The 23069-nt window shown below is 65.1% G+C and carries 19 protein-coding genes; 7 read left to right on the top strand and 12 right to left on the bottom strand.

The annotated features are described in order from the left end of the window. Positions 1-3: 3 nt before the first annotated feature. The 5 genes from MSTE_RS05190 to rpmF form a co-directional block, all read right to left on the bottom strand. Positions 4-540, bottom strand: coding sequence for a MogA/MoaB family molybdenum cofactor biosynthesis protein (locus MSTE_RS05190; RefSeq protein WP_070943063.1), 537 nt, complete (start codon positions 538-540; stop codon positions 4-6). Then, entirely contained in the window at positions 537-1838 is a 1302-nt protein-coding gene (locus MSTE_RS05185) for a S1C family serine protease (RefSeq protein WP_096499517.1), read from the bottom strand. Before MSTE_RS05185 ends, MSTE_RS05190 begins: the two co-directional genes overlap by 4 nt. Before the next feature lie 41 nt (positions 1839-1879). Beyond that, positions 1880-3430 (bottom strand): HAMP domain-containing sensor histidine kinase, encoded by a 1551-nt coding sequence (locus tag MSTE_RS05180; protein ID WP_096499515.1) that lies wholly within the window; start codon positions 3428-3430, stop codon positions 1880-1882. A 5-nt stretch (positions 3431-3435) separates the two neighbouring features. Continuing rightward, positions 3436-4122 carry a response regulator transcription factor gene (locus tag MSTE_RS05175; RefSeq protein ID WP_030094525.1) on the bottom strand — a complete coding sequence of 229 codons (687 nt, stop codon included), beginning with the start codon at positions 4120-4122 and terminating at the stop codon, positions 3436-3438. 67 nt (positions 4123-4189) lie between these two features. Beyond that, positions 4190-4363: a 50S ribosomal protein L32 gene (gene rpmF / locus MSTE_RS05170; RefSeq protein ID WP_005063395.1), complete on the bottom strand. Its 174-nt coding sequence runs from the start codon at positions 4361-4363 to the stop codon at positions 4190-4192. A 313-nt stretch (positions 4364-4676) separates the two neighbouring features. On the opposite strand from rpmF, the gene MSTE_RS05165 reads away from it, so the two are divergent. The 7 genes from MSTE_RS05165 to MSTE_RS05135 all read left to right on the top strand — a co-directional run bounded on the left by MSTE_RS05165 (position 4677) and on the right by MSTE_RS05135 (position 13811). Beyond that, on the top strand, positions 4677-6395 hold the full coding sequence (locus MSTE_RS05165; protein WP_096499513.1) for an acyclic terpene utilization AtuA family protein: 1719 nt from the start codon (positions 4677-4679) through the stop codon (positions 6393-6395). After that, positions 6395-7543, top strand: coding sequence for an acyl-CoA dehydrogenase family protein (locus MSTE_RS05160; RefSeq protein WP_096499511.1), 1149 nt, complete (start codon positions 6395-6397; stop codon positions 7541-7543). The genes MSTE_RS05165 and MSTE_RS05160 overlap by 1 nt, the downstream gene beginning before the upstream one ends. After that, on the top strand, positions 7540-9135 hold the full coding sequence (locus tag MSTE_RS05155; protein ID WP_096499509.1) for an acyl-CoA carboxylase subunit beta: 1596 nt from the start codon (positions 7540-7542) through the stop codon (positions 9133-9135). Before MSTE_RS05160 ends, MSTE_RS05155 begins: the two co-directional genes overlap by 4 nt. A 13-nt stretch (positions 9136-9148) precedes the next feature. Next, on the top strand, positions 9149-11158 hold the full coding sequence (locus MSTE_RS05150) for an acetyl/propionyl/methylcrotonyl-CoA carboxylase subunit alpha (protein WP_096499507.1): 2010 nt from the start codon (positions 9149-9151) through the stop codon (positions 11156-11158). After that, entirely contained in the window at positions 11155-12324 is a 1170-nt protein-coding gene (locus MSTE_RS05145; RefSeq protein WP_096499505.1) for an acyl-CoA dehydrogenase family protein, read from the top strand. The genes MSTE_RS05150 and MSTE_RS05145 overlap by 4 nt, the downstream gene beginning before the upstream one ends. 12 nt (positions 12325-12336) lie before the next feature. Then, positions 12337-13122, top strand: coding sequence for an enoyl-CoA hydratase family protein (locus tag MSTE_RS05140; RefSeq protein WP_096499503.1), 786 nt, complete (start codon positions 12337-12339; stop codon positions 13120-13122). 86 nt (positions 13123-13208) lie between these two features. Further along, a complete protein-coding gene (locus MSTE_RS05135; RefSeq protein ID WP_096499501.1) occupies positions 13209-13811 on the top strand; it encodes a DUF1707 SHOCT-like domain-containing protein in 603 nt (200 codons plus the stop codon). Here MSTE_RS05135 and MSTE_RS05130 read toward each other — a convergent pair. The 7 genes from MSTE_RS05130 to sfnG form a co-directional block, all read right to left on the bottom strand. After that, positions 13765-15000: a hypothetical protein gene (locus tag MSTE_RS05130; RefSeq protein ID WP_096505457.1), complete on the bottom strand. Its 1236-nt coding sequence runs from the start codon at positions 14998-15000 to the stop codon at positions 13765-13767. The two genes, MSTE_RS05135 and MSTE_RS05130, sit on opposite strands and share 47 nt — an antisense overlap. Before the next feature lie 309 nt (positions 15001-15309). Further along, positions 15310-17157 (bottom strand): ABC transporter ATP-binding protein/permease, encoded by a 1848-nt coding sequence (locus tag MSTE_RS05120; RefSeq protein WP_096499499.1) that lies wholly within the window; start codon positions 17155-17157, stop codon positions 15310-15312. Positions 17158-17179: 22 nt separating this feature from the next. Next, on the bottom strand, positions 17180-18733 hold the full coding sequence (purH, locus tag MSTE_RS05115; RefSeq protein ID WP_162291369.1) for a bifunctional phosphoribosylaminoimidazolecarboxamide formyltransferase/IMP cyclohydrolase: 1554 nt from the start codon (positions 18731-18733) through the stop codon (positions 17180-17182). Then, positions 18730-19428, bottom strand: a complete 699-nt coding sequence (purN, locus tag MSTE_RS05110; protein WP_408645861.1) for a phosphoribosylglycinamide formyltransferase — start codon at positions 19426-19428, stop codon at positions 18730-18732. Before purN ends, purH begins: the two co-directional genes overlap by 4 nt. After that, positions 19425-20774 carry a cell division protein PerM gene (locus tag MSTE_RS05105; RefSeq protein WP_096499495.1) on the bottom strand — a complete coding sequence of 450 codons (1350 nt, stop codon included), beginning with the start codon at positions 20772-20774 and terminating at the stop codon, positions 19425-19427. The genes purN and MSTE_RS05105 overlap by 4 nt, the downstream gene beginning before the upstream one ends. 27 nt (positions 20775-20801) lie before the next feature. Further along, the gene (locus tag MSTE_RS05100; RefSeq protein ID WP_096499493.1) at positions 20802-21803 is read right to left on the bottom strand and encodes a DUF5336 domain-containing protein; all 1002 of its coding nucleotides are present in this window, start codon (positions 21801-21803) and stop codon (positions 20802-20804) included. Between the two features lie 114 nt (positions 21804-21917). Continuing rightward, positions 21918-23039 (bottom strand): dimethylsulfone monooxygenase SfnG, encoded by a 1122-nt coding sequence (sfnG, locus tag MSTE_RS05095; RefSeq protein WP_096499491.1) that lies wholly within the window; start codon positions 23037-23039, stop codon positions 21918-21920. Between the last annotated feature and the right edge of the window lie 30 nt (positions 23040-23069).

Below are 23069 nucleotides of genomic sequence, written 5' to 3'. Positions count from 1 at the left end.
CGATCAGATCTCCAGACTCGATAGCTGCTCGATGATCTGAATCGCCATCGGTGTCACCGTGGCCATTCCATCGCGCACCGCAGCACGCGTTCCCGCGATGTTGACCACCAGCGTGCTTCCCGAAATACCCGCCACTCCGCGTGACAGACCGGCCTCGGTGACACCCGCCGCAAGCCCCGATGACCGGATGGCCTCGGCGATGCCGAGCAGCTCACGGTCGAGTAATGGCTGAGTGGCCTCTGGGGTGACGTCGCGCGGGGTGACGCCGGTGCCACCCACGGTCACCACGAGATCCACACCGCCGATGACCGCGGTGTTGACCGCGTTCTGAATCTCCGTCAGATCTCCCTCGACCGCCACCACACCGTCGACCACGATTCCGGCCTCCGAAAGCAACTCGGTGACCAGCGGACCACTGGTGTCCTGGTCGCCGTGGGCCGTTCTGTCGTTGACGATGACGACCAGAGATCGCCCCACCGGTAGCACCTCAAGCTCTGTCATGGAAGCAACCGTAACGGCTCGCAGGGACATCTGAGTCATCGGGCGACCTCACCCAATGTCACATCCACAGTCTTCTCCGGTCCGCCGTTGCCGTCGGTGTACGTCAACGTCACCTTGTCTCCCGGCGCCTTGGAACGCACCGCGGCCACGAGTCCGTCGGCGCTGTTCACCGGGCGGTTGTCCACCTTCGTGACCACCGACCCGTTGGGCACTCCGGCCTTCTCGGCGGCACCACCGGCAACCACCTCGACGATCTTGGCGCCCTGGATCTCCTTCTCATTGCCGACCCGAACTCCCAGGGAAGCGTGGGTGGCATGGCCGTTGGCGATCAGTTGATCGGCGACCCGCTTGGCTTGGTCGACCGGAATCGCAAAGCCCAGGCCGATGGATCCACCCTGCGTCTCGCCGCTGGAATCTCCACCCATGGTCGCGATGGCGGAGTTGATGCCCACCAGCTCGCCGTTCAGGTTGACCAGCGCACCACCGGAGTTACCCGGGTTGATGGCGGCATCTGTCTGGATGGCGTCCAGCACGGTGTCCTGGTTACCCGCCTGTCCCGCGGTGAACACCGGCCGGTTCAGCGAGCTGACGATGCCCGTGGTCACCGTGCCGTCCAGACCCAACGGAGAGCCGATCGCGACAACCGACTGCCCCACAACAAGATTCGCGGAGGAGCCGAGTGCGACAGGCGTCAGGCCCGAGGCGCCGGTGATTCGGATCACGGCGATGTCGGTGGCGGGATCGATCCCCACCACGGTGAAGGGCGAGTTCTTACCGCCCGCGATGGTGGCGGTGGTCTTGGCACCGGGTTCGCCCGCCGCCTGAACGACGTGCGCGTTGGTAAGCACCAAACCGTCGGCCGAGAGGATGACGCCCGACCCCTCTTCACTGGAACGACCCATGATCGTTTCGAGCTTGACGACACTCGGAAGCACCTTGGCCGCAACCTGTTCCACCGATCCCGCGGGCAGCGCGGACACCTGTTGCGCAGCGGGCTGACGGCCCGGAGCGATGGGGGTCAGACCGGTGCTGGCGCTGGTGACGACTGGCGCCCTGTGTTGACGGTCGGCGACGACGGCACCGACGGTTCCGCCCAACCCACCGGAGACCAGAGCCAGGACGGTCGCACCCACCACGAGCCCGCCGCTGCGCTTCCCTCGAGGCCCCTGATTCTGCGGCTGGGAGGGACGCTGCTGGTTCGGCGGCTGCTGCGGCGAGTATCCGTATGCCTGCCCCTGGTAATGGTGACCGGACTGAGCATGATGAGTCGGCGCTTGTTGCCCGGAGTAGTGACCGGCCGGCCGGTAGGCCCAATTGCCGTGGGGGTCGTTGGTCATAGGTACTTCCTCACCCGTTCTTCATAGGCGTTCACGATCGACTAGCTCGGGTGCCACGCTGCCGGAGCGGACTGAGAATCCACTGAGATCTCCCTCGTGTTTGGCGCAGACTTCCGGCGCCCGGCGGTGTCTCCCCCATCGGGGTGGCCGACGGGTCCGGGACGGCCCGGAAGGAGTACGTGCATCGACGTACCCGGGGCCGGACTGCCGTCGACCACCGCACCGGGCTCCGTCTCCTCGACCTTGATCGCGCCACCATGTTTGAGCACAACTTGCTTCACGATGGCCAACCCCAAACCCGATCCCGGCATTCCCCGGGCCGGGGTGGCCCGGTAGAACCGTTCGAAGACCAGATCCCGTTCGGCGGGCGGAATCCCGGGCCCACGATCGGAGATCACCAGCTCGGCGTGCGCGGCGTCCACCTGGGCCAGCCGCACCGACACCGTGGTGCCCGATGGACTCCACTTCGCCGCGTTGTCGAGCAGATTGAGAACCGCGCGCGACAGTCCCGCCGCGTCTCCGTAGACCTGCCACGGCCGCATGGCGACGTCGAATTCGATGTCATTGCGGCGGCGACGAACTCGTTCCAGAGTGCCCTCGACCACCTCGACCAGGTCTACCGGTTCATGCACGATGTCGGCACCGTCACCACGCGCCAGATCGACCAAATCGCCCACCAATGTGGACAATTCCTCGATCTGGGCGATCACATCGAGTTGCAGCGCTTCCATTTCCTCGTCGGGCAGACGGGGGGCGCCAGGTTGCATGGCGGCCATCAGCAGCTCGGTATTGGTGCGCAACGAGGTCAGCGGGGTACGCAGCTCGTGGCCCGCATCGGTCACCAGGCGCGCCTGGCGGTCTCGGGACTCAGCCAGTGCCCGCAACATGGTGTTGAAACTGATTGTGAGCCGTGCCAATTCGTCGCTGCCGGTGACGGCGATGGGCCGCAGATCATCGGTTCGAGCCACCCGTTCGGCGGCATCGGTGAGCCTGGCCACCGGCCGCAACCCGGTGCCGGCCACCACGGCTCCGGCGGCGGCCGCTACCGCGACGCCTACACCGCCGACAATCAGCAACACCCAGCCCAGTCGCCGCAGCACCGTGTCGGTGGGGTCGAGCGATTTCGCCATGATCAGCGTGCTGCCATTGTCGAGCCTAAGCGCAAGCACGCGTTGATGATTGACGGTGCGCAGCGACTGCTCCAGCTCGCCACGGGTCACCGCCTGCTCGGGAGCGCCATAGGGAATGATCTGTCCCTGCTGTGTCGCCGAGAACGTGATGAGCCCCGGAAAGATCAGCTTGGCGTTGACATCGGCGGAGTACGCGGTGCCTTCGATGGCGCGACGTGGGTCCACCGACAGCAGCCCGCTGCCGATGAGCAGGTTGGCGCGATCGTTGAGCTGCTTGTCGACATCGCGATACAACGCCGTGGACACCAGCAGGTAGGAAGCCACGGCCATCAGCACCACGACCATCGCCACCATCGACATCGCGAGCAGCATCACGCGCCAGCGCAGCGATACCGATGAGCTGGTTGCCCGCAGTGGAGAGAACAGTGCAGACGTCGGTCTGCGCATCCGTAGTGTCGCCATAGGGATTACGGAGGGGTCTCCCGCAGCACGTAGCCGACACCGCGAACGGTGTGGATGAGCCTGAGCTCCCCCTCGGCTTCGGTCTTGCGCCGCAGATAACCGACATATACCTCAAGTGCATTACCGGACGTCGGGAAGTCGAATCCCCACACCTCTTCGAGGATGCGGCTGCGCGTGAGCACCCGCCGGGGGTTCGTCATGAGCATTTCCAGCAGTGCGAATTCGGTACGGGTCAGGCTGATCGACCGAGTGCCGCGGTAAACCTCGCGGGTGACGGGGTCGAGCGTGAGATCACCGAAGCTCAGCGTGGCAGCGTCCGCCGATTCATCGACGGTGGTCCGGCGCAGCAGCGCCCGCATCCGGGCCAGGAGCTCCTCCAGCGCGAAAGGCTTGGGGAGGTAATCGTCGGCCCCCGCATCCAGACCCGCCACACGCTCGGAGACCGAGTCTCGTGCGGTGAGCACCAGGATTGGCAGATCATCTCCGGTGCTGCGCAGGCGACGGCATACCTCGAGTCCGTCGAGCTTGGGCATCATCACGTCGAGCACCAACGCATCCGGCCGGTCGGCCGCGATGACATTCAGCGCATCGACGCCGTCCTCGGCCAGATCCACCGAGTACCCATTGAAGGACAGGGACCGTCTCAACGACTCGCGCACAGCGCGGTCGTCATCGACTACAAGAATTCGCACAGGTACCAGTGTTAACCGTGCGGCTGAGATATTACTGAGGAAGCCTGAGAATCAGGTCTCGCAGCGTTCAGCGACGGTCGAGATCGATGAGCCCGAGGCGGGCAGCCTTGAGCAGGCGACGGGGAACCTTGTGGTTCTGTCCGCCGACAGTGACATTGACCAGCTCAGTGGCGGTGGCCTTCCACTGCGAGCGCCGGCTACGGGTGTTGGAGCGGGACATTCTCCGCTTGGGGACGGCCATGGTCGCGCCCTCTCCTTATTTCTCAGGTTTCTGTGTCATTCGCCCGCGCCGCGCCAGCATGTGGGGCGCAGCGAGCGACAATCACCACACGATAGCCGGTGGCGGACATGAGCTGCAAATTTGCTCGGATCAATCCGCGCCGACATGCCGCATCGCAGCGGATTCACATCGCGTTTTCTCACCATAAGACGGCGTGTCGACGCCATCACCTGGGCTCGTCCAACCACTTGGTTGGACCGGCAGATTGACGTTTTAGGGGGTGGGGTAATTTAACAGCGCACGAGCAGTCGATGCCGACCTCGAGAGGACCACCGTGACCACTGCGCCGGTACGAATTGGGAACTGTTCAGGCTTTTACGGTGACCGAATATCTGCCATGCACGAGATGCTCACCGGCGGTGAACTCGACTATTTGACCGGCGACTATCTGGCCGAACTGACGATGCTCATCCTCGGACGCGACCGTGCCAAGGCCCCCGAACGCGGCTACGCCAAGACGTTCCTGCGGCAGCTCGAGCAGTGCCTGGGCCTGGCGCAGGACAAGGGAGTCAAGATCGTCGCCAACGCCGGCGGTCTGAACCCCGCGGGTCTGGCGGACGCCATCCGCGCGCTCGCGGAGAAACTGGGAATCGCGGCCAACGTCGCGCATGTCGAGGGCGACGATCTGCTCCCCCGTGCCGCCGAGCTCGGATTGGGGTCACCGCTCACCGCCAATGCCTATCTCGGCGCCTGGGGCATCGTGGAATGCCTCAATTCCGGGGCCGACATCGTGGTCACCGGTCGGGTGACCGACGCCTCCGTGATCGTCGGCCCCGCCGCCGCGCACTTCGGATGGCGGCGCGACGACTACGACAAACTCGCCGGTGCGGTCGCGGCCGGTCACATCATCGAGTGCGGCACCCAGGCCACCGGCGGCAACTACGCCTTCTTCACCGAGATTCCCGACCTTTCGCGTGCCGGGTTCCCGTTGGCCGAGGTATCCGAGGACGGATCGTCCGTCATTACGAAACACGCGGGTACCGGCGGCGCGGTCAGTGTGGGCACCGTCACCGCACAGCTGCTCTACGAGATCACCGGGGCGCGGTACGCCAACCCGGATGTCACCACCCGGATAGACAGCATCGAGCTGACCCAGGAGGGCCCCGACCGGGTGCGGGTCTCCGGCGTGACGGGCGAGGCACCACCACCGGATCTGAAGGTGTCGCTGAACGCGTTGGGCGGCTTCCGCAATCAGATGACGTTCGTGCTCACCGGTCTCGATATCGACGCCAAGGCCGAACTGACCCGCAAGCAGTTGGAGTCCGCCCTGTCTTCCCCTTCGGGAGCCCCGCAGGACATCCAATGGACGCTGGGCCGCACCGATCATCCCAATGCCGACACCGAACAGGCTGCCAGCGCCCTGCTGCACGTGATGGTCCGTGACTCCGACCCGAACAAGGTGGGTCGGCAATTCTCCAACGCGGCGGTGGAGTTGGCCCTGGCGAGTTACCCCGGCTTCCACGTCACCACACCTCCCAAGGATGGGGAGCCGTACGGCGTGTTCACCCCGGGATACGTCCCTGCGGAGACGGTTCCTCATGTGGCGGTGCTGGCCGATGGCTCGCGTATCGATATCGCCCAGGCGTCACAAACACTGCCACTCGCCGACGCCCCGGCAGCGGCGCTGCCCGAACCACTTCCGGCCGGACCGGTACGCCGAATCCCGTTGGGCACCCTTGCGGGTGCTCGCAGCGGCGACAAGGGCGGCAGCGCCAATGTCGGCGTCTGGGTGCGCACCGATGAGGAATACCGCTGGCTCGCACATGCCCTGACCATCGACGCGCTGCGCGAGCTGCTGCCGGAAACCGAGCAGTTGGAGGTGGCCCGCTACCTGTTGCCCAAACTGCGGGCCGTGAACTTCGTCATCCAAGACATCCTCGGCAAGGGAGTGGCCTATCAGGCCCGGTTTGACCCGCAGGCCAAAGGAATCGGCGAATGGCTACGTTCCCGTGAAATCGACGTCCCCGAATCCCTCCTGAAGGAGACAATCTAGTGGCCCAGTGGAACACCCCGGAGCGCAAGGCTCTTCGGGAGACGGTGCGTGACTTCGCCGAGCGCGAGATCTTGCCGCACGTCAACGAATGGGAACGTGACGGACTGCTTCCTCGCGAATTGCATCGCAAGGCAGGCGATCTGGGCTTACTCGGTCCGGGCGCGCCCGAGGAGGTCGGCGGTGGCGGCGGAGATGCCATCGATCCAGTGATCGTGTGCGAGGAACTGCACTATGCCGGCGTGCCCGGCGGCGTGTTCGCTTCCCTGTTCACCTGCGGCATCTCTACACCGCACATCATCGCCTCGGGCGATCAGCGACTCATCGACAACTACGTAAAGCCCACCCTGGCCGGCGATCTCATCGGATCACTGGCCATCACCGAACCCGGCGGCGGGTCCGATGTCGGGCATCTGACCACCTCGGCCAAAAAAGACGGGGATCACTACATCGTCAACGGCGCCAAGACCTTCATCACCTCCGGCGTGCGCGCCGACTACGTGGTGACGGCGGTCCGCACCGGCGGAGCGGGGGCGGGGGGAGTTTCCCTGCTGCTGATCGACAAGGACACGCCAGGGTTCGAGGTCACCCGCAAGCTCGACAAGATGGGCTGGCGCTCCTCGGACACCGCCGAGCTGTCCTTCACCGATGTGCGAGTGCCCGCCGAGAACCTGGTGGGTGGTGAGAACACCGGCTTCGCGCAGATCGCAGGCGCCTTCGTTTCCGAACGAATCGGCCTTGCCGCCCAGGCGTATTCGAGTGCGCAACGCTGCCTGGACCTGACCGTGGAATGGTGCAGGAACAGGGAGACCTTCGGGCGCCCCCTCATCTCCCGCCAGTCCGTACAGAACACCCTCGCGGAGATGGCTCGCCGCGTCGATGTGGCGCGGGTGTACACCCACGCGCTGGTCGACCGCGCAATCGCCGGTGAGACCAACCTCATCGCCGAAGTCTGTTTCGCCAAGAACACCGCCGTCGAAGCCGGCGAGTGGGTCGCCAACCAAGGCGTTCAGCTGTTCGGAGGCATGGGCTACATGACCGAGAGCGAGATCGAACGGCAGTACCGCGACATGCGCATCATCGGGATCGGTGGCGGCACTACCGAAATCCTCACCTCGTTGGCAGCCAAGCTCCTGGGGTTCCAGTCGTGACAATCCTGCGCACCGCCGTCAACACCAACTCTCCCGAATACGTCGATGCGGCCGCGGCCATGGCGACCAAGCTGGCCGAGGTCAATGCCGAAACCGCGAAGGCACTCGCCGGTGGGGGCGACAAATACGTTGCCCGCCACCATGAACGCGGAAAGCTGCTGGCACGTGAGCGCATCGAGCTGCTCATCGACCCCGACTCCCCGTTCCTGGAGCTGTGTCCACTCGCGGCCTGGGGCAGCGACTTCACCGTCGGGGCCTCGCTGGTCACCGGCATCGGCGTGGTCGAGGGCGTCGAGTGCATGATCGTGGCCAACGACCCCACCGTCAAGGGCGGTACCAGCAACCCGTGGACACTGCGTAAGGTATTGCGGGCCAACGATATCGCCTTCAAGAACCGGCTGCCGGTGATCTCACTGGTGGAATCGGGCGGCGCGGACCTGCCCACACAGAAGGAAGTATTCGTTCCCGGCGGACAGATGTTCCGCGACCTCACGCGGCTCTCGGCCGCGGGCATACCCACGATCGCCCTGGTGTTCGGAAACTCGACCGCCGGTGGTGCCTACATTCCCGGCATGTCGGACCACGTCGTGATGATCAAGGAACGCTCGAAGGTGTTCCTGGCGGGCCCGCCGCTGGTCAAGATGGCGACCGGCGAAGAGTCCGACGACGAATCGCTGGGCGGCGCCGAAATGCACTCCCGCGTTTCCGGTTTGGGCGACTACCTGGCAGCCGATGAACAGGGCGCCGTGCGGCTCGGACGCCAGATCGTCGCGCGCCTGAACTGGGTCAAGAAGGGCCCCAAGCCCACGGCCGTCATCGAACCCATCGCAGACCAGGAGGAGCTACTCGGCATCGTCCCCGGGGACCTGCGCATCCCGTTCGATCCGCGTGAGGTCATCGCGCGGATCGTCGACGGTTCGGAATTCGACGAGTTCAAGGAGCAATACGGCTCCTCACTGGTCACCGGCTGGGCCCGGCTGCACGGGTACCCGATCGGCGTTCTCGCCAATGCGCGCGGCGTGCTGTTCAGCGAGGAAGCGCAGAAGGCCACTCAGTTCATCCAGCTGGCCAACCAGACCAACACACCACTTCTTTTCGTACACAACACCACCGGATACATGGTGGGTAAGGAGTACGAAGAGGGCGGCATGATCAAGCACGGGTCGATGATGATCAACGCCGTGTCGAACTCGACGGTGCCGCATCTGTCCCTGATTGTCGGGGCCTCCTATGGCGCCGGGCATTACGGCATGTGCGGCCGCGCTTACGACCCCCGCTTCCTGTTCGCCTGGCCCAGTGCGAAATCGGCGGTCATGGGCGGCACCCAGCTGGCCGGCGTCATCTCCATCGTGAGCCGTGCCGCCGCGGCGGCACGCGGCCAGGCCGTCAACGAGGACGCGGACGCCGCCATGCGGGCTGCCATCGAGGCACAGATCGAGGCGGAGTCGCTGCCCATGTTCATGTCCGGACGCCTGTATGACGACGGGGTCATCGACCCCCGAGATACCCGGGCCGTGCTCGGTATGTGCCTGTCCGCCATTGCCAATGGACCGATCGAGGGGACGTCGAACTTCGGCGTCTTCCGGATGTGAGGGTTTGGAACACATGACTGCGCCTTCAATCACCTCTGTTCTGGTCGCCAACCGCGGCGAGATCGCCCGCCGCGTCTTCGCCACCTGCCGCAAGCTTGGGCTCGGAACCGTCGCCGTCTATTCGGATGCCGATGCCGACAGCCCACATGTGTCCGAGGCCGATGCCGCGGTGCACCTACCCGGCACCTCCAGTGCAGAGACCTATCTGCGCGGTGAGCTCATCATCGCCGCGGCCAAGGCCACCGGCGCCGACGCCATCCATCCCGGTTACGGATTCCTCTCCGAGAATGCCGATTTCGCTCGCGCGGTGGCGGACGCCGGTCTGACCTGGATCGGCCCGCCGGTCACGGCAATCGAGTCAATGGGCTCGAAGATCGAGTCCAAGAAACTCATGGAAGCCGCCGGTGTGCCGGTGTTGGGTCGGCTCGACCCCGACACCGTCACCGCCGATCAGCTCCCGGTGCTCGTCAAGGCCTCTGCCGGCGGCGGTGGCCGTGGCATGCGGGTAGTCGACAACCTTGCTGACCTGCCGGGCGAAATCGCTGCCGCACAACGGGAAGCCCAATCGGCATTCGGGGACCCGACGGTCTTCTGCGAGCGCTACCTGAGCACCGGCCGACACATCGAAGTACAGGTGATGGCCGACACCCACGGCACAGTGTGGGCCGTGGGTGAGCGCGAGTGCTCCATCCAGCGCCGTCACCAGAAGGTCATCGAGGAAGCACCCTCCCCCTTGGTGACCCGAATCGGCGGCATGCGAGAGCGACTCTTCGAGGCGTCACGTACTGCCGCGGCGACAATCGGTTATGTGGGCGCGGGAACCATGGAATTCCTGGCCACCGAAGACGGCGAGTTCTTCTTCCTGGAGATGAACACCCGCCTGCAGGTGGAGCACCCGGTGACCGAGTGCACCACCGGTCTGGACTTGGTGCTGTTGCAGATTCACGTGTCCGAAGGCGGGCGGCTCGATCCGGAACCTCCCGCGATTCATGGTCATTCGATCGAGGCGCGGCTGTACGCGGAGAATCCGGCCGCCGAGTGGCAACCGCAAAGCGGCACCGTGCGGCGCTTCGACATACCCGGGGCCGGCTCGGAATTCCATGTGCCCGGACATCCGGGGCGCAACGGGATCCGCTTGGACTCGACCATTGTCGACGGCAGCGTGGTGTCGGTGCACTACGACCCGATGCTCGCCAAGGTCATCACGGTGGCGCCGACGCGCACCGAGGCCGCCCGGCTGTTGGCCTCGACACTGGAACGCGCCCGGATACATGGGCTGACCACCAACCGTGATCTGTTGGTCAACGTGTTGCGTCACCCCGCGTTCCTCGCCGGTGACACCGACACGTCGTTCCTGAACAAGCACGGCCTCGACATTCTTGCCAAACCGCTGGCCGACGAGGCGGCGCACCAGTATTCAGCGCTTGCGGCGGCACTTGCCGATGCCGCCGCAAACCGGTCTTCGGCCGTGGCCTGTGCCGCCCTTCCGAGTGGCTGGCGCAATCTGGCGTCCGGCTTCCAGACCAAGGAATTCGCGGTCGGCGAGAGCGTCATCACCGTGCGGTACCGCCTGACCCGCTCCGGCCTGGAACTGGACGGCGACTGGCCATCCATCGACGTGGTCTCGGCGACACCGGATCATGTGGCGCTCGTCATCGACGGCGTCCGCCGCGGATTCGACGTGTCCTTCTACGGGGCGACCGTGGACGTCGACTCCCCGCTCGGTCCGGTGGCACTGGCCGTGGTGCCCCGATTCACCGACCCCAGCACCGAGGTGGCGGCAGGCTCGCTCATCGCGCCGATGCCGGGGGTGGTGCTGCGGGTGGGTGCCACGGTGGGAGACACCGTCACCGCGGGTACACCCATTGTCTGGTTGGAGGCCATGAAGATGGAGCACACCATCGTCGCCCCTGCCGATGGCGTTCTAGAGATCCTCAATGTCGAACCGGGACAACAGGTCGAGCTCGGCACCGTACTAGCCCAGTTGGCCGCAGAGGCCAGCACCGAAGGAGAGCCCACATGACGCAGACCAATCCGTACGTCGAGTCCGATGAGCGCAAGGCGCTGCGGCAAGCGGTGGCCTCGCTCACCGGCAACTACGGCCACGAGTACTACCTGGAGAAGTCCAAGACTCACGCCCCCCTGACGGAGTTGTGGGACGAGGCAGGAAAGCTCGGCTTCTTGGGAGTGAACATCCCCGAGGAGTACGGCGGCGGCGGTGCGGGCATGTACGAGCTCGGGCTCGTGTTCGAGGAGCTCTCGGCGGCCGGGTGCCCGCTGCTGATGATGGTGGTGTCCCCCGCCATCAATGCCACCATCATCGCCCGCTATGGCACCGACGAGCAGAAGAAGAACTGGCTGCCCTCGATGGCCGATGGCACCTTCACCATGGCGTTCGCCATCACCGAACCGGACGCCGGCTCGAACTCGCACAACATCATCACCACCGCCAAGCGCGACGGGGGCGACTGGATTCTCAACGGGCGCAAGGTCTTCATCTCCGGCGTCGACCAGGCCAACGCCGTGCTGGTGGTGGCGCGCACCGAGGAGGCCAAGACCGGCAAGCTCAAGCCGGCGCTGTTCGTGGTGCCCACCGACACCAAGGGGTTCGAGTACACACCCATCGATATGGAGCTCACGCTCCCGGAGCGGCAGTTCCAGGTGTTCCTCGACGATGTGCGGGTACCGGGTAATGCACTCGTCGGCTCCGAGGACGCCGCGCTCATGCAGCTGTTCGCCGGTTTGAACCCCGAGCGAATCATGGGCGCCGCCAGCGGCGTTGGCCTTACCCGGCTCGCGCTGAGCAAGGCCACCGATTACGTCAAGACGCGCCAGGTGTGGAAGACCCCGATCGGCGCGCATCAGGCCATCGCGCACCCGCTCGCCGAGATCAAGGTCGAGCTGGAGCTGGCCAAGCTCATGATGCAGAAGGCCGCCACCCTGTACGACTGCGGCGACGACTGGGGCGCAGCGGAGGCGGCCAACATGGCCAAGTACGCCGCAGCGGACGTGGCCTGCCGGGCCGCCGATCGGGCCGTGCAGTCCTTGGGCGGCAACGGATTGACCTCCGAGTACGCCGTGGCCCCCCTGCTGAATCTGTCGCGCTTCGGACGTATCGCCCCCGTAAGCCGGGAGATGATCCTCAACTTCGTCGCGCAGACGTCCCTCGGCCTGCCCCGCTCGTACTAGAGGAGACACCCCATGAGTGACACTTTGGTCCAGTACGAGGTGGAGGGCCGTGCCGCCCGCCTGACGCTCGACTCGCCGCACAATCGCAATGCGTTGTCCAGCGGGTTGGTACGGCAACTGCGAGAGGGGCTGCAGCGAGCCGCTGCAGACCAGACGGTGCGCGCCGTGGTGCTCACCCACACCGGCAACACCTTCTGCGCGGGCGCCGATCTGTCGGAGAGCTCAACGGCGTCGTCCGACCCCCAAGATGTCGCGAAGGATCGGGCCGGTCAACTCACCGCTCTGCTACGCGACATTCTGGAGCTGCCGCTGCCCGTCATCGTCGCCGTCAACGGCCATGTGCGTGCCGGCGGCTTCGGTCTGGTCGGTGCCGCCGATATCGCGGTCGCCGGACCCGACAGCACCTTCGCACTGACCGAGGCACGCATCGGAGTCGCGCCGTCGATCATCTCGCTGACGCTGCTGCCCCGGCTCACCGGCCGCGCGGCCGCGCGCTACTTCGTCACCGGCGAAAGGTTCGACGCACGGATGGCCGCGGAGATCGGTTTGGTGACAAAGTCCGTCGACAGTTCCGAGGCGGTCGAGGCCGCGGTGACGTCATTGGTGGATGACATCGCTCTCGGTTCGCCCCAGGGACTGGCCGAGTCGAAGAAACTCACCACCGCTCCCATCCTGGCTGATTTCGATGCGCGTGCAGTCGAGTTGACGGAAACCTCGGCGCGACTGTTCGTGTCGCCCGAAGCACAGGAGGGCATGCTGGCGTTCCTGCAGAAGCGTCCTCCCGCCTGGCAGGTGTGAACCACGCAGCACTACGCACGTAGTGCGCTGAGCAACACGAATGAACTGCGTGCCTTTAAGCGCGGTTCGTCGTAGGCTCGGCGGTGATGAGCAACCTCCCTGAGCGGGTTACCGCATCGATGCGGGCCGCAGACGCCGATCGCATGCGCGTCGCACAGCTGTTATCCGACGCTGCGGCGCAGGGCCGGCTGGAGCTCTCCGAGTTCGAGGAGCGTCTCACAAAGGTGTACTCGGCAAACACGTACGGTGAGCTTGATCAGCTCAGCGCGGACCTGCCTGCGATCGCTACCGCTCAGGTTCGGGGTCAAGACAGCAAGCCAGCACCATCGACGGTGCTGATGGCGATCATGAGTGGATTTGAACGACGGGGCCGCTGGAACGTGCCCGGCAAGCTCACTTCATTCGCGCTATGGGGTGGCGGTGTGCTGGACCTGCGTTACGCCGACTTCACCTCCAACGAGGTCGAGATCCGCTCGTTCTCCATCATGGGTGGCCAAACGATCCTCTTGCCGCCAGAGGTCAATGTGGATGTCAGGGGCGTCGCCGTGATGGGTGGCTTCGATCACTCCGCGAGCGGCACCGGGGTGCAGGGCGCACCACATGTGACGGTCAAGGGGTTCTCGCTGTGGGGCGGGGTAAACGTCAAGCGGAAGCGGCGTAAGCGGCGCGAGTCGCTGGAAGAGCGCTGACGGCATCCAAAGCACCGAAGCGCCACAGCGTATTCACAATCTGACGGCGCCGATCGACATCCAGCTCTGCCGCAAGGACCGCATCAAGGTCATTCAGGGTGAACTCGCCTGCGAGCGCTAAGAGTCCGTCAAGATTCACTACGCCGCCGAACGCTATATCTCGACCACGGGCCACCAGATGGGTCCGATCCGCGCCGACGATCGATTGCACCACCGCGGGGTAGGCCCAGCCGAGCGCGACACCCGCGGGAGGATCACCGGTGCGCAAGGCCGCCACCTTAGGGGGCCGCAGATACCCGGCGGTGCGCTGTTTGGCCGCCGCCAACTCCATCGTTGTCGCCAGTCCCGATATCGCCTCGGGGTCGCCGAGCGTCTCCATCACCAGCTGCCGGACATCGTCGAAGCTGCGCGGCTCACCCGCCGCATCGAGCCGAGCGCCGAAGTGGTCGATCATCAAGTCCGAAAATGATTTTCGGACGTTTGGCGGAAAGAGTGTGACACCCAGGAACACCGAGGGACTCGCATTACGGAAAAGGTGGTAGCGCCCGCGGGGAATGCATATGAAGTCACCCGGGCGCAGGATGTAGCGGCTCGCTCCGGGCAGCAATCGGTCGAAGTCAAACGAGACCTTGCCCAACGACGGGTTCTCGAACAATTGATGGTGGTCGATCCCATCGGCGGGCCACACCCAGAGTTCCTTGATGCCCGGGCCCAAATGGAAGATCAGCGATGGCTCGTCGTCCTTGTGTATTCCGAAGGGTGTCCATTCCACATCGGCGACGAACGTATAAATATCCGCGCCGGACACCAGATCTCGGCCCGGGACAAGGCTGCGCACCACGGCTTGGGCGAAGGCGCCGAGGCCCAGGTCCCACGAGGAGATATCGTTGATGGCGACACATGCCGGACGGTCGTCCGCGTTCTCGGCAAGCCATTCGGTCAACTGCTGCGTGTCGTGCGGCACGGTGCGCGCGAGCCGCTCGGTGAGCTTGAAGTCGAATTCACTGCCCCGGAATCCGCGCAGTCGCAACCCTTTTCCGCCTGCCGCGGTCGCCGTGGCAGCCGCAGCGGCGATCCGGCTGCTGATCGCGCTCGGGTCTGTCACCAATCCGGGAAGGAAAACCGTTTGCTCGTACCCGGGGGCCCAGTCCGCAACAAACTGACGCCAGCGGGAGTCTTCGACGAACACCATTTCGCCTTCCATGCCTGCGTCCGGGCGTGCACGGCCGGGGGGACGACCATGCACGCCCGGCTCCCACTCTTAGTGGCTGGCAACCATTTCCGTTGCGGTGACGATCTCCTCGTCCTCGACAACGATCTCAACAGCGATTTCGCGCATGGCGGTTCCTTTCCTTCAAACGGTTAACTGCCGAACTCATCACAGGCACCGTGCTGGCATCCGTCGCGTGGCGCCACCGCGGTGAACGTACGCCCAGCCCACAGACGCCGTCACTAGATCAGTCGCGCAGTCATGGGCGAAAGTTCCCGCCGGGTCGATTCAGACCGGCGAGAGCTCCCATGCACCGCTGCCGGTCAGCTGCAACCGCGACCGGTGGTGGCGGTCGATCGTCGACCTGTGCCCCACGCTGACAACCACGCACTCGGGTAGCCGTTCCCGCACCAACGCATACATCGCATCCTCCAGCCCCTCGTCCAGAGCCGAGGTCGACTCGTCGAGGAACACCACTGCGGGACGCACCAGCAGCACTCTGACGAAGGACACCCGCTGCTGCTCCCCCAGCGAGAGCACGGCGGCCCAGTCGGCTTCCTGATCCAGCCGCTCGGTTAAATGCCCGAGCGAGACATCGCGCAACGCCTGCTTGAGCTCCTCGTCCGAAACATCTTCTACTGGAAGCGGATACACCACGGTCTCGCGCAGGTTACCCAATGGCAGATAGGGCAACTGCGGCAGGAACAGCGTCGCCCACCCGTCGGGGCGCGCGACCAATCCGGAGGCCTGCGGCCACAGCTGCGCCAGGCTGCGCAGCAAGGTGGTCTTCCCACAGCCCGATGGGCCCTTGACCACGACACTGTCACCTGCGGTCAATGCGAGGTTGAGGTCCGCGATCATGTCCAGTCCCTGCAGATCACGGACCTGGACATCGGTGAGTATCAGGGCGTCGTCGGCGCCGGTCACGGTGATCCGCGGCAGTTCGCGGGCGCGATGATCGCTGTCGAGCATCTGATCGATACGCAGGAGCGCGGCCCGGTAGACGGTGAATTCGTCATAACTGTCTCGGAAGAAGGACATTGCGCCACAGACGTTTCCGAATGCGGCGACGGTCTGCAACAGATCACCGACCTTGATCTGGCCGGTGAAGAATCGGGGTGCCTGCACGATGTACGGGATCATGCCGGTGGTCACGTCACCGATACCGCGGTTCCAGCCGTTGAGGCGCAGCTGTGCGTACACGATGCGCCACATGTTGGCGATGATCTCGGCGAAACGTGAGTGCAGCAGACGTCGTTCGCGTTCACCGCCGCGGTAGAAGGCCACGCGCTCGGAGCTATCACGCAGCCGCACCAGCGCGTACCGGAAGCTCGCGCTGAACCGTTCGTTCAAGAAGTTCAGCCGCACCAGCGGGCGGCCGATCCAGAATGCGATGACGGTCACCGTGATCGAGAACACGAACGCGATGAAGACCATGGCGCGGGGGATCTCGATTCCCCACAACAACAGTGGACCCGAGAGCTGCCACAGCACCCCGGTGAACATGACGATCAGCAGTGTCTTGTTCACCGCGCCGAGCGTCAGATCCACCGATTTGGTGGTGTGCGTCTCGATGTCGATCTGGATCCGCTGGTCGGGGTTCTCCACCGGAACATCCAGAAAACGGTTGCGGTAGAAGGCATCCTTGCTCATCCAGTCGTCGACGAGCCTCGTATTGAGCCACACCCGCCACCGGATGGCGAACACTCTGCGCAGGAAGAAGTCCACCACCGTGTAGGTCACCGTGAGCACCACAAGAATGCCGCTGATCGCGAATGACGTGAAGAACGCCTGACGCGCATCCGCCAGTAGAGCCGAGTTATGGGTGACGAGCGCCTCCGAGCCAACCTGCAGCGCATTCATCAGGTCCTTGTACTGGTACGTGAAGATCACCGTCACTCGTGCCATGTACACCGTGTGCCACATGATGAATGCCAGCAATGCCCACGTGCGCCAACTGTCGCGGCCGCGGAAGAAGGGCGCGTTGACTCGCCAGAACTGCTGTCCCCATTGGGTAAACCGGGCGATAGCGAAAGCCACCGCAAGGAACACCACCATGGTGACCGCCCAGGCTTGCAGCGTCCACACCAGAGAGCGCAATGGCTCGCCCGGCCAATCCAAACTGGGCTGAACCATTGGCTCTCCCTATCGTTGCGCCCTAATGGGCGAAGTGACGTGCTCCAGTGGTGTACAGCGTGATTCCCGCGGCCTTAGCGGCATCGGTCACCAACTCATCGCGCATAGACCCGCCCGGATGCACGATCGCTCGAACTCCGGCCTGCGTCAGCACCTCCAGGCCATCGGGGAACGGGAAGAAGGCGTCCGAGGCCGCTACCGCACCGGAAACTCGATCCCCACCACGAGACACCGCCAGCTTGGCTGCGTCCACCCGGTTGACCTGTCCCATTCCGACACCGATGGTGGCACCGCCGGAGGCGATGACGATCGCGTTGGATTTGACGGCTCGCCCCACCTTCCAGGCGAACGCCAAGTCCGCCAAGATGTCCTCATCCACAGCGGTACCGGCCACCAACGTCCAGTTGGCGGGATCGTCGCCCTTGGCGTCGAGCGCGTCGCGCTCCTGCACCAGCAGGCCACCGCTGATCTGTCGCCACTCGGTGTACCCGGACTGCGGGGGCGCCGCGCGCAGCAGACGCACGTTCTTCTTGCGACTCAGCACCTCCACCGCGCCGTCCGCGTAACCCGGCGCCACAATCACCTCGGTGAAGATGTCGGCGACCCGCTCGGCCATCTCCACGCTCACCTCGCGGTTGACCGCGATCACGCCGCCGAAGGCACTCAGCGGATCGCATTCGTGGGCCTTGAGGTGCGCATCGGCGATCGAGATGTCCGACACCGCGATACCGCACGGGTTGGCGTGTTTGATGATGGCCGCACAGGACTTGTCCTGGTCCCACGCGGCACGCCAGGCAGCATCGGCATCCGTGTAGTTGTTGTACGACATCTCTTTTCCGTGCAGCTGCTCGGCCTGCGCCAGACCATGCCCCGCGGCACCGGTGTACAAAGCCGCCTGCTGGTGCGGGTTCTCCCCGTAGCGCAGCACCGCCGAACGATTCCACGTGCCGCCGATCCATGACGGCAACTCCGCGGCCTCGGGCTCCGCCACGGAGGACAGCCAGCCGGCGACCGCTACGTCATACTCGGCGGTGTGGCGGAATGCCTTGGCCGCTAGAATCTTCCGTGCTTCCAGGGTGAATCCCCCGGCATCGACGGCCGCCAGCACCGCACCGTATGAGACGGGGTCGACGACCACCGCCACGCTCGGGTGGTTCTTGGCCGCGGCACGCACCATCGACGGGCCACCGATGTCGATTTGTTCGACACATTCGTCTTCGGAGGCACCCGAGGCCACCGTGGCGGCGAACGGGTACAGGTTGACGACCACCAGCTCGAAGCCCTTGACGCCCAGCTCCTCGAGTTGGGTCAGGTGCTCCTCACGGCGGGTGTCGGCCAAGACGCCGGCGTGCACGTGCGGATGCAACGTCTTCACCCGGCCATCCAGCACCTCCGGAAAGCCGGTGACCTCTTCCACAGGTGTCACCGGAATTGACGCGGCAGCAATGGTTTTCGCGGTAGATCCGGTGGATACCAGTTCTACGCCGGCGGCGTGCAGCCCGCTAGCGAGCTCTTCCAGTCCGGTCTTGTCATAGACACTGATCAATGCCCGCCGTACGGGTCGCTGCGTACTCACTTGATGGAGGCCCTTCTTCCGTTCCAAATCAAACCTCTGGTGGCCACCGCGGCCAGCACATCTACCAGCAGCGTGCGTTCCACTACCTTGACGCGTTCATGCAGACTGGCCTCGTCGTCATCCCCATGCACGTCGACCGACTGCTGGGCAAGGATCGGCCCGGTGTCCACCCCGTCATCGACCAGGTGCACTGTGCAACCGGTGACCTTGACCCCGTGTGCCAAGGCATCGGGGACGGCGTGCGCGCCGGGGAAGGACGGCAATAGCGCGGGATGGGTATTGATGACCCGGCCCAAGAACTGCGAAAGAAACCGCGGCCCAAGTATCTTCATGAATCCTGCCGAGACCACCAGATCGGGCCGGTGGGCGGCGGTGGCGTCGGTGATCGCGGTGTCCCATTGTTCACGGGAGTCGTAATCGGAGAGCCGCACGGTGTAGCTGGGCAGCTGCGCGCCGGTAGCGATATCGACGGCGGCGCACTGCCGGTCGGTGCCTACGGCGACGATCCGGGCGGGGAAGTCATCCGTAGCCGCATCAAGCAGGGAGCGCAGCAGGCTTCCGGTGCCGGAGGCCAGGACCACGACCCGCGCCGGGGCAGACGGGGCGATCTCAACGAGCGACTTGGGCTCCGAGGAGCCACCCGCGCGAGGAGAATCCGACACCGACACGCCGCTGAGCGTAGCCGGACTGGTCACTTGGCCTGTTCCGGAGGGTCGCTGGAGTCACTCTCGGCTTCGGCTTCGGGGTGGGCCTGGGCCTCCGAGTCCGATTCGGCCTCCACTTCCGATTCGGCTTCGGGTTCCGGCTCAGGCTCTGGCTCTGGCTCTGGCACCGGTTCGGGTTCTAGCTCTGGTTCGGGTTCCGGTTCGGGCTCTGGTTCCGGTTCGGGCTCTAGCCGTGCTTTTGCCGGAAGACGGGTGGCCCCGCCCAGCATGAACACCGTCAACAGGCCGATGACCAGGAACCAGAAGAACACTCCGGGACCGAACGTGCCCTGATCGATCCCCAGGCGTCCGAAGTTCCCCAGCTGCCCGCCTGCGAGCTTTCCGACGATCGCCAGGAATGTGGCCGCGAGCAGTGCCGCCGTGACCACCTTGTGGATCGCCGTCGGCCACGGAACGGGTCGGCGCGAGCATTGCTGACCGACGGCCACTCCGGACACCGCACCGATGATCATCAGGGCCACCCACGCAGGGCCGAGAGGTGGCGTGGGGACCGCTGCCAGAATCGGCACCGCCGGCAGCTGTCCGCCGAATACGGCGAACGCACTAAAGGCCGCGGTACCCACATGCGCGCTTGACCCGACCGCTAGCGCGCAGGCACCCAGAATGACGTTGGGCGCGTAGAGGATCGCCAACAACGTCAGGCTCAGCTGACCCACGAAATCGTTGGTGACCGAGTACAGCTGATCCATCGTCGCCCAATGGACCACCAAAGAACCGGCGGTCACGGCCGCGGACAGCCCGAACAGCGCGAGCACCCCGGCGACAGCGCCGCGGGCCGCGTCCATCGGCCATGACGGCAGCTGCAGGAGCACCGCGAGCCGCCTGCCGACCCGCAGCAATACGCCGGCAGTCGCACCGGCGGCGTGGACTCCGAGGACAGAACCGAATGCGCGCAAGGCATTCGGTGATTGCAGCTGCGTCAGCACCGTCGACGCATCGTGAATGATCGCCAGCGATATCGCCGTCATCAGGAGCGGGCCGGCCAGTGCCGAGGCGATCACCCACCGAATCACGTACCAGGAAGTGGTGGGTGTGATGGTCGAGGCGACCGTTCGGGCAACGCCCCAGACCATCGCTGCCGTCGGCAAAAGCGGCAGCACCTCGATGACTCGCCCACCGATTGAGATGGGTACCAGGTGCGTGCCCAGCCACATGCTGGCCACCGCACCGAACGTCCCGGTCATGTCACTGTTGGCAATTACCAACTGCACCAAGACGATTGCCGCAATGACGACCAACGCAACTGCTGACGGGCCAAAGGCAACCGTCAGCAGTGCGCGAGCCTGTGCGGGATTGGCGCGCGAGGTTTGATTCACGCGCCGATCACGGCAGTAAACACAGTCTTAGTTGGAAGGACGCGAGGTGCCGAACAGATCGTCACCACTGGCAGAGGCCGAGCCACTGCTAGCGCCCGCGCCGCCCTGCTCGCCACCGGGAGCCTGACCACCGGCCCCACCAAAGGTCGGGTACTGCTGGGTCGGCTGGGAGGATCCGGCCTGCTGGGTCGGCTGCGCTGACGGCGGAGTGAAGCCGGAGCTGCTGAAGCCCTGCGGCGGGGTCGGCGGTGCCGACTGCGGCTGCTGCTGGCCGTAGCCACCGTACGACGGCGGGGCGGTAGGCGCGGGCTGCTGCTGGCCGTACCCCTGAGCACCGGCCTGACCGTAGCTCGGGGCGGGTTGCTGGCCGAAGCCCTGCTGCTGGCCGTACCCCTGCGCGCCGGCCTGACCGTAGCCCTGCCCTTGCTTGGGCAGCTGCTGCTGCGCCGGGGTGTAGTACTGGCTCTGCTGCGGCTGGTACTGGCTACCGAACGGATTGGTTGCGGGCGAGGCAGTCTTGGCCTTCACCACGCCGACTTCACTGAGCAGCGCATAGACAGCGGCCGCGGCCTGCAGGCCGGACACCACGGCGAGCGTGATCAAGCCCCACCCGATACCGACCTCACCGAAGGCAGCCGCAAACGGGTTGCCGAACAGGCCGCCAAGGACGAAGAGGAATCCGACGAGCGACAGGATGGCGACGGGCGCCTGCTTGTCGTCCTTGCCGGAGAGGAGCGAGACCCCCGCGGTCAGACCGGCGAGCAACAGCGCGAACTGAGCGAAGCCGAAGACCGGCGACAGCGCCAGGAGGTCGAACCCGCCGAAGCTTCCCGATGTCCCCGAGCTGGCCTTCCCGGTGTAGAACGGCCCGAAGCCGGCAATGAAGCCGATCAGGCTCAGCACCAGGACACCACCGGGCAGGTAAACCCCTAGCGCGCCCGTGTTGGGCTCGGCCACAAAGGACGGGGTGCCGTACGGATTGGACGGCTGCGCGGGCTGGTATCCGGGCCCACCGGTCGAATACGTCATTACATCTCCTACATCACGGTTTCGGTCGTGGTCTCGGGGTGGATCGCCTCCACGCTACTGCACACGGCGTCGGTACGGACGCAGACAAGGCGAGACACGGCCGAGGCGCATCGGTTAGCTCAAAACCGGTACGCGATATTCGCTGTGGGTTTCCTGAGCGTCGGCTGCCTCGATCTCGCGGACCAGTGGCAGCACCTTGGCTCCGAAGTATTCGATCTCCTCCTGGAAGTGCAGGAAGCCGCCCAGGATCAGGTCTACACCCCGCCGGCGATACGCGACGATCCGCTCAGCGATCTGTTCCGGGGTTCCGATGAGCTGGGTACGGAATCCGTCGTTGTACTGCACCAAGTCCTCGAACGAGGAGTCCGCCCACATGCCCTTCTTGTCGCCGGTGGCCGAGCCTGCCTGCTGAACGGCCGCGCGGAAGCCCTCGACGGCGGGGCGATTGGCCTTCGCGACGATTTCCCGCAATACCTCGCGCGCTTCGGCCTCGGTGTCTCTGGCGATGATGAAACCGTTGAGCCCGACGCTGACCTCGCGGCCGACGGTGCGGGCGTGGTCGCGGACCTCCACGATCTGGTCGGTGATGCCCGCGAAGTCCTTGCCGTTGGAGAAGTACCAGTCGGAGTAGAGGCCGCCGTTGCGCCGCGCGGCCGTGGAGTTGCCTCCCTGGAACAGCTCCGGCGTGTGCAGCGGCTTCGGCTTCAGTGTGAAGTCGTGGATCCGGTAGAAGTCACCCCGGAAGTCGACGTCATCCTCGGTCCAGATCTTGCGCAGCACCTGAAGGAACTCGCCGCTTCGGCGGTACCTCTCGTCGTGCTCCAACCACGGTTCGCCCAAGTGAGTGAACTCGTCCTTGAACCACCCGGATACCACGTTGACGGCGAAGCGACCGCCGGAAAGGTGGTCGGCGGTTGCGCCCAGCTTGGCGAGCACGCCCGGCTGCCACAGTCCGGGATGGACGGCGGCGATCACCTTGAGGCGCTCGGTAGCCAGCAGCAGAGCAAGAGAGAAGCTGGTGGATTCGTGTTGGTACTCGGCGCCGTAGCTGGCTTCGTAACGCACCTGGGTGAGCGCGTATTCGAAGCCGTTGTTCTCGGCCGTGCGTGCCAGGGCGACGTTGTAGTCGTAGCCCCAGTCCGTGCGCTGCTCAATGGTGCTGGTGACCAGGCCACCGCTGACATTGGGGACCCAGTACGCGAATTTGACGTGGTCGGATATCCGTTCGGTCGTCATGGAGTCATGCAAACAGCGAACCCTGCGGAC

The organism is [Mycobacterium] stephanolepidis, assembly GCF_002356335.1.
GTDB classification, from domain to species: Bacteria; Actinomycetota; Actinomycetes; order Mycobacteriales; family Mycobacteriaceae; genus Mycobacterium; species Mycobacterium stephanolepidis.
The sequence above is the reverse complement of the archived record's forward strand: the minus strand, read 5'-3'. Positions and strand labels throughout refer to the sequence as shown.

Coding starts and splice junctions, on each gene's coding strand:
- MSTE_RS05190 (WP_070943063.1), bottom strand. CDS start 540: ATGACTCAGATGTCCCTGCGAGCCGTTACGGTTGCTTCCATGACAGAG.
- MSTE_RS05185 (WP_096499517.1), bottom strand. CDS start 1,838: ATGACCAACGACCCCCACGGCAATTGGGCCTACCGGCCGGCCGGTCAC.
- MSTE_RS05180 (WP_096499515.1), bottom strand. CDS start 3,430: ATGGCGACACTACGGATGCGCAGACCGACGTCTGCACTGTTCTCTCCA.
- rpmF (WP_005063395.1), bottom strand. CDS start 4,363: ATGGCCGTCCCCAAGCGGAGAATGTCCCGCTCCAACACCCGTAGCCGG.
- MSTE_RS05150 (WP_096499507.1), top strand. CDS start 9,149: ATGACTGCGCCTTCAATCACCTCTGTTCTGGTCGCCAACCGCGGCGAG.
- MSTE_RS05145 (WP_096499505.1), top strand. CDS start 11,155: ATGACGCAGACCAATCCGTACGTCGAGTCCGATGAGCGCAAGGCGCTG.
- MSTE_RS05140 (WP_096499503.1), top strand. CDS start 12,337: ATGAGTGACACTTTGGTCCAGTACGAGGTGGAGGGCCGTGCCGCCCGC.
- MSTE_RS05135 (WP_096499501.1), top strand. CDS start 13,209: ATGAGCAACCTCCCTGAGCGGGTTACCGCATCGATGCGGGCCGCAGAC.
- MSTE_RS05120 (WP_096499499.1), bottom strand. CDS start 17,157: ATGGTTCAGCCCAGTTTGGATTGGCCGGGCGAGCCATTGCGCTCTCTG.
- MSTE_RS05100 (WP_096499493.1), bottom strand. CDS start 21,803: ATGACGTATTCGACCGGTGGGCCCGGATACCAGCCCGCGCAGCCGTCC.
- sfnG (WP_096499491.1), bottom strand. CDS start 23,039: ATGACGACCGAACGGATATCCGACCACGTCAAATTCGCGTACTGGGTC.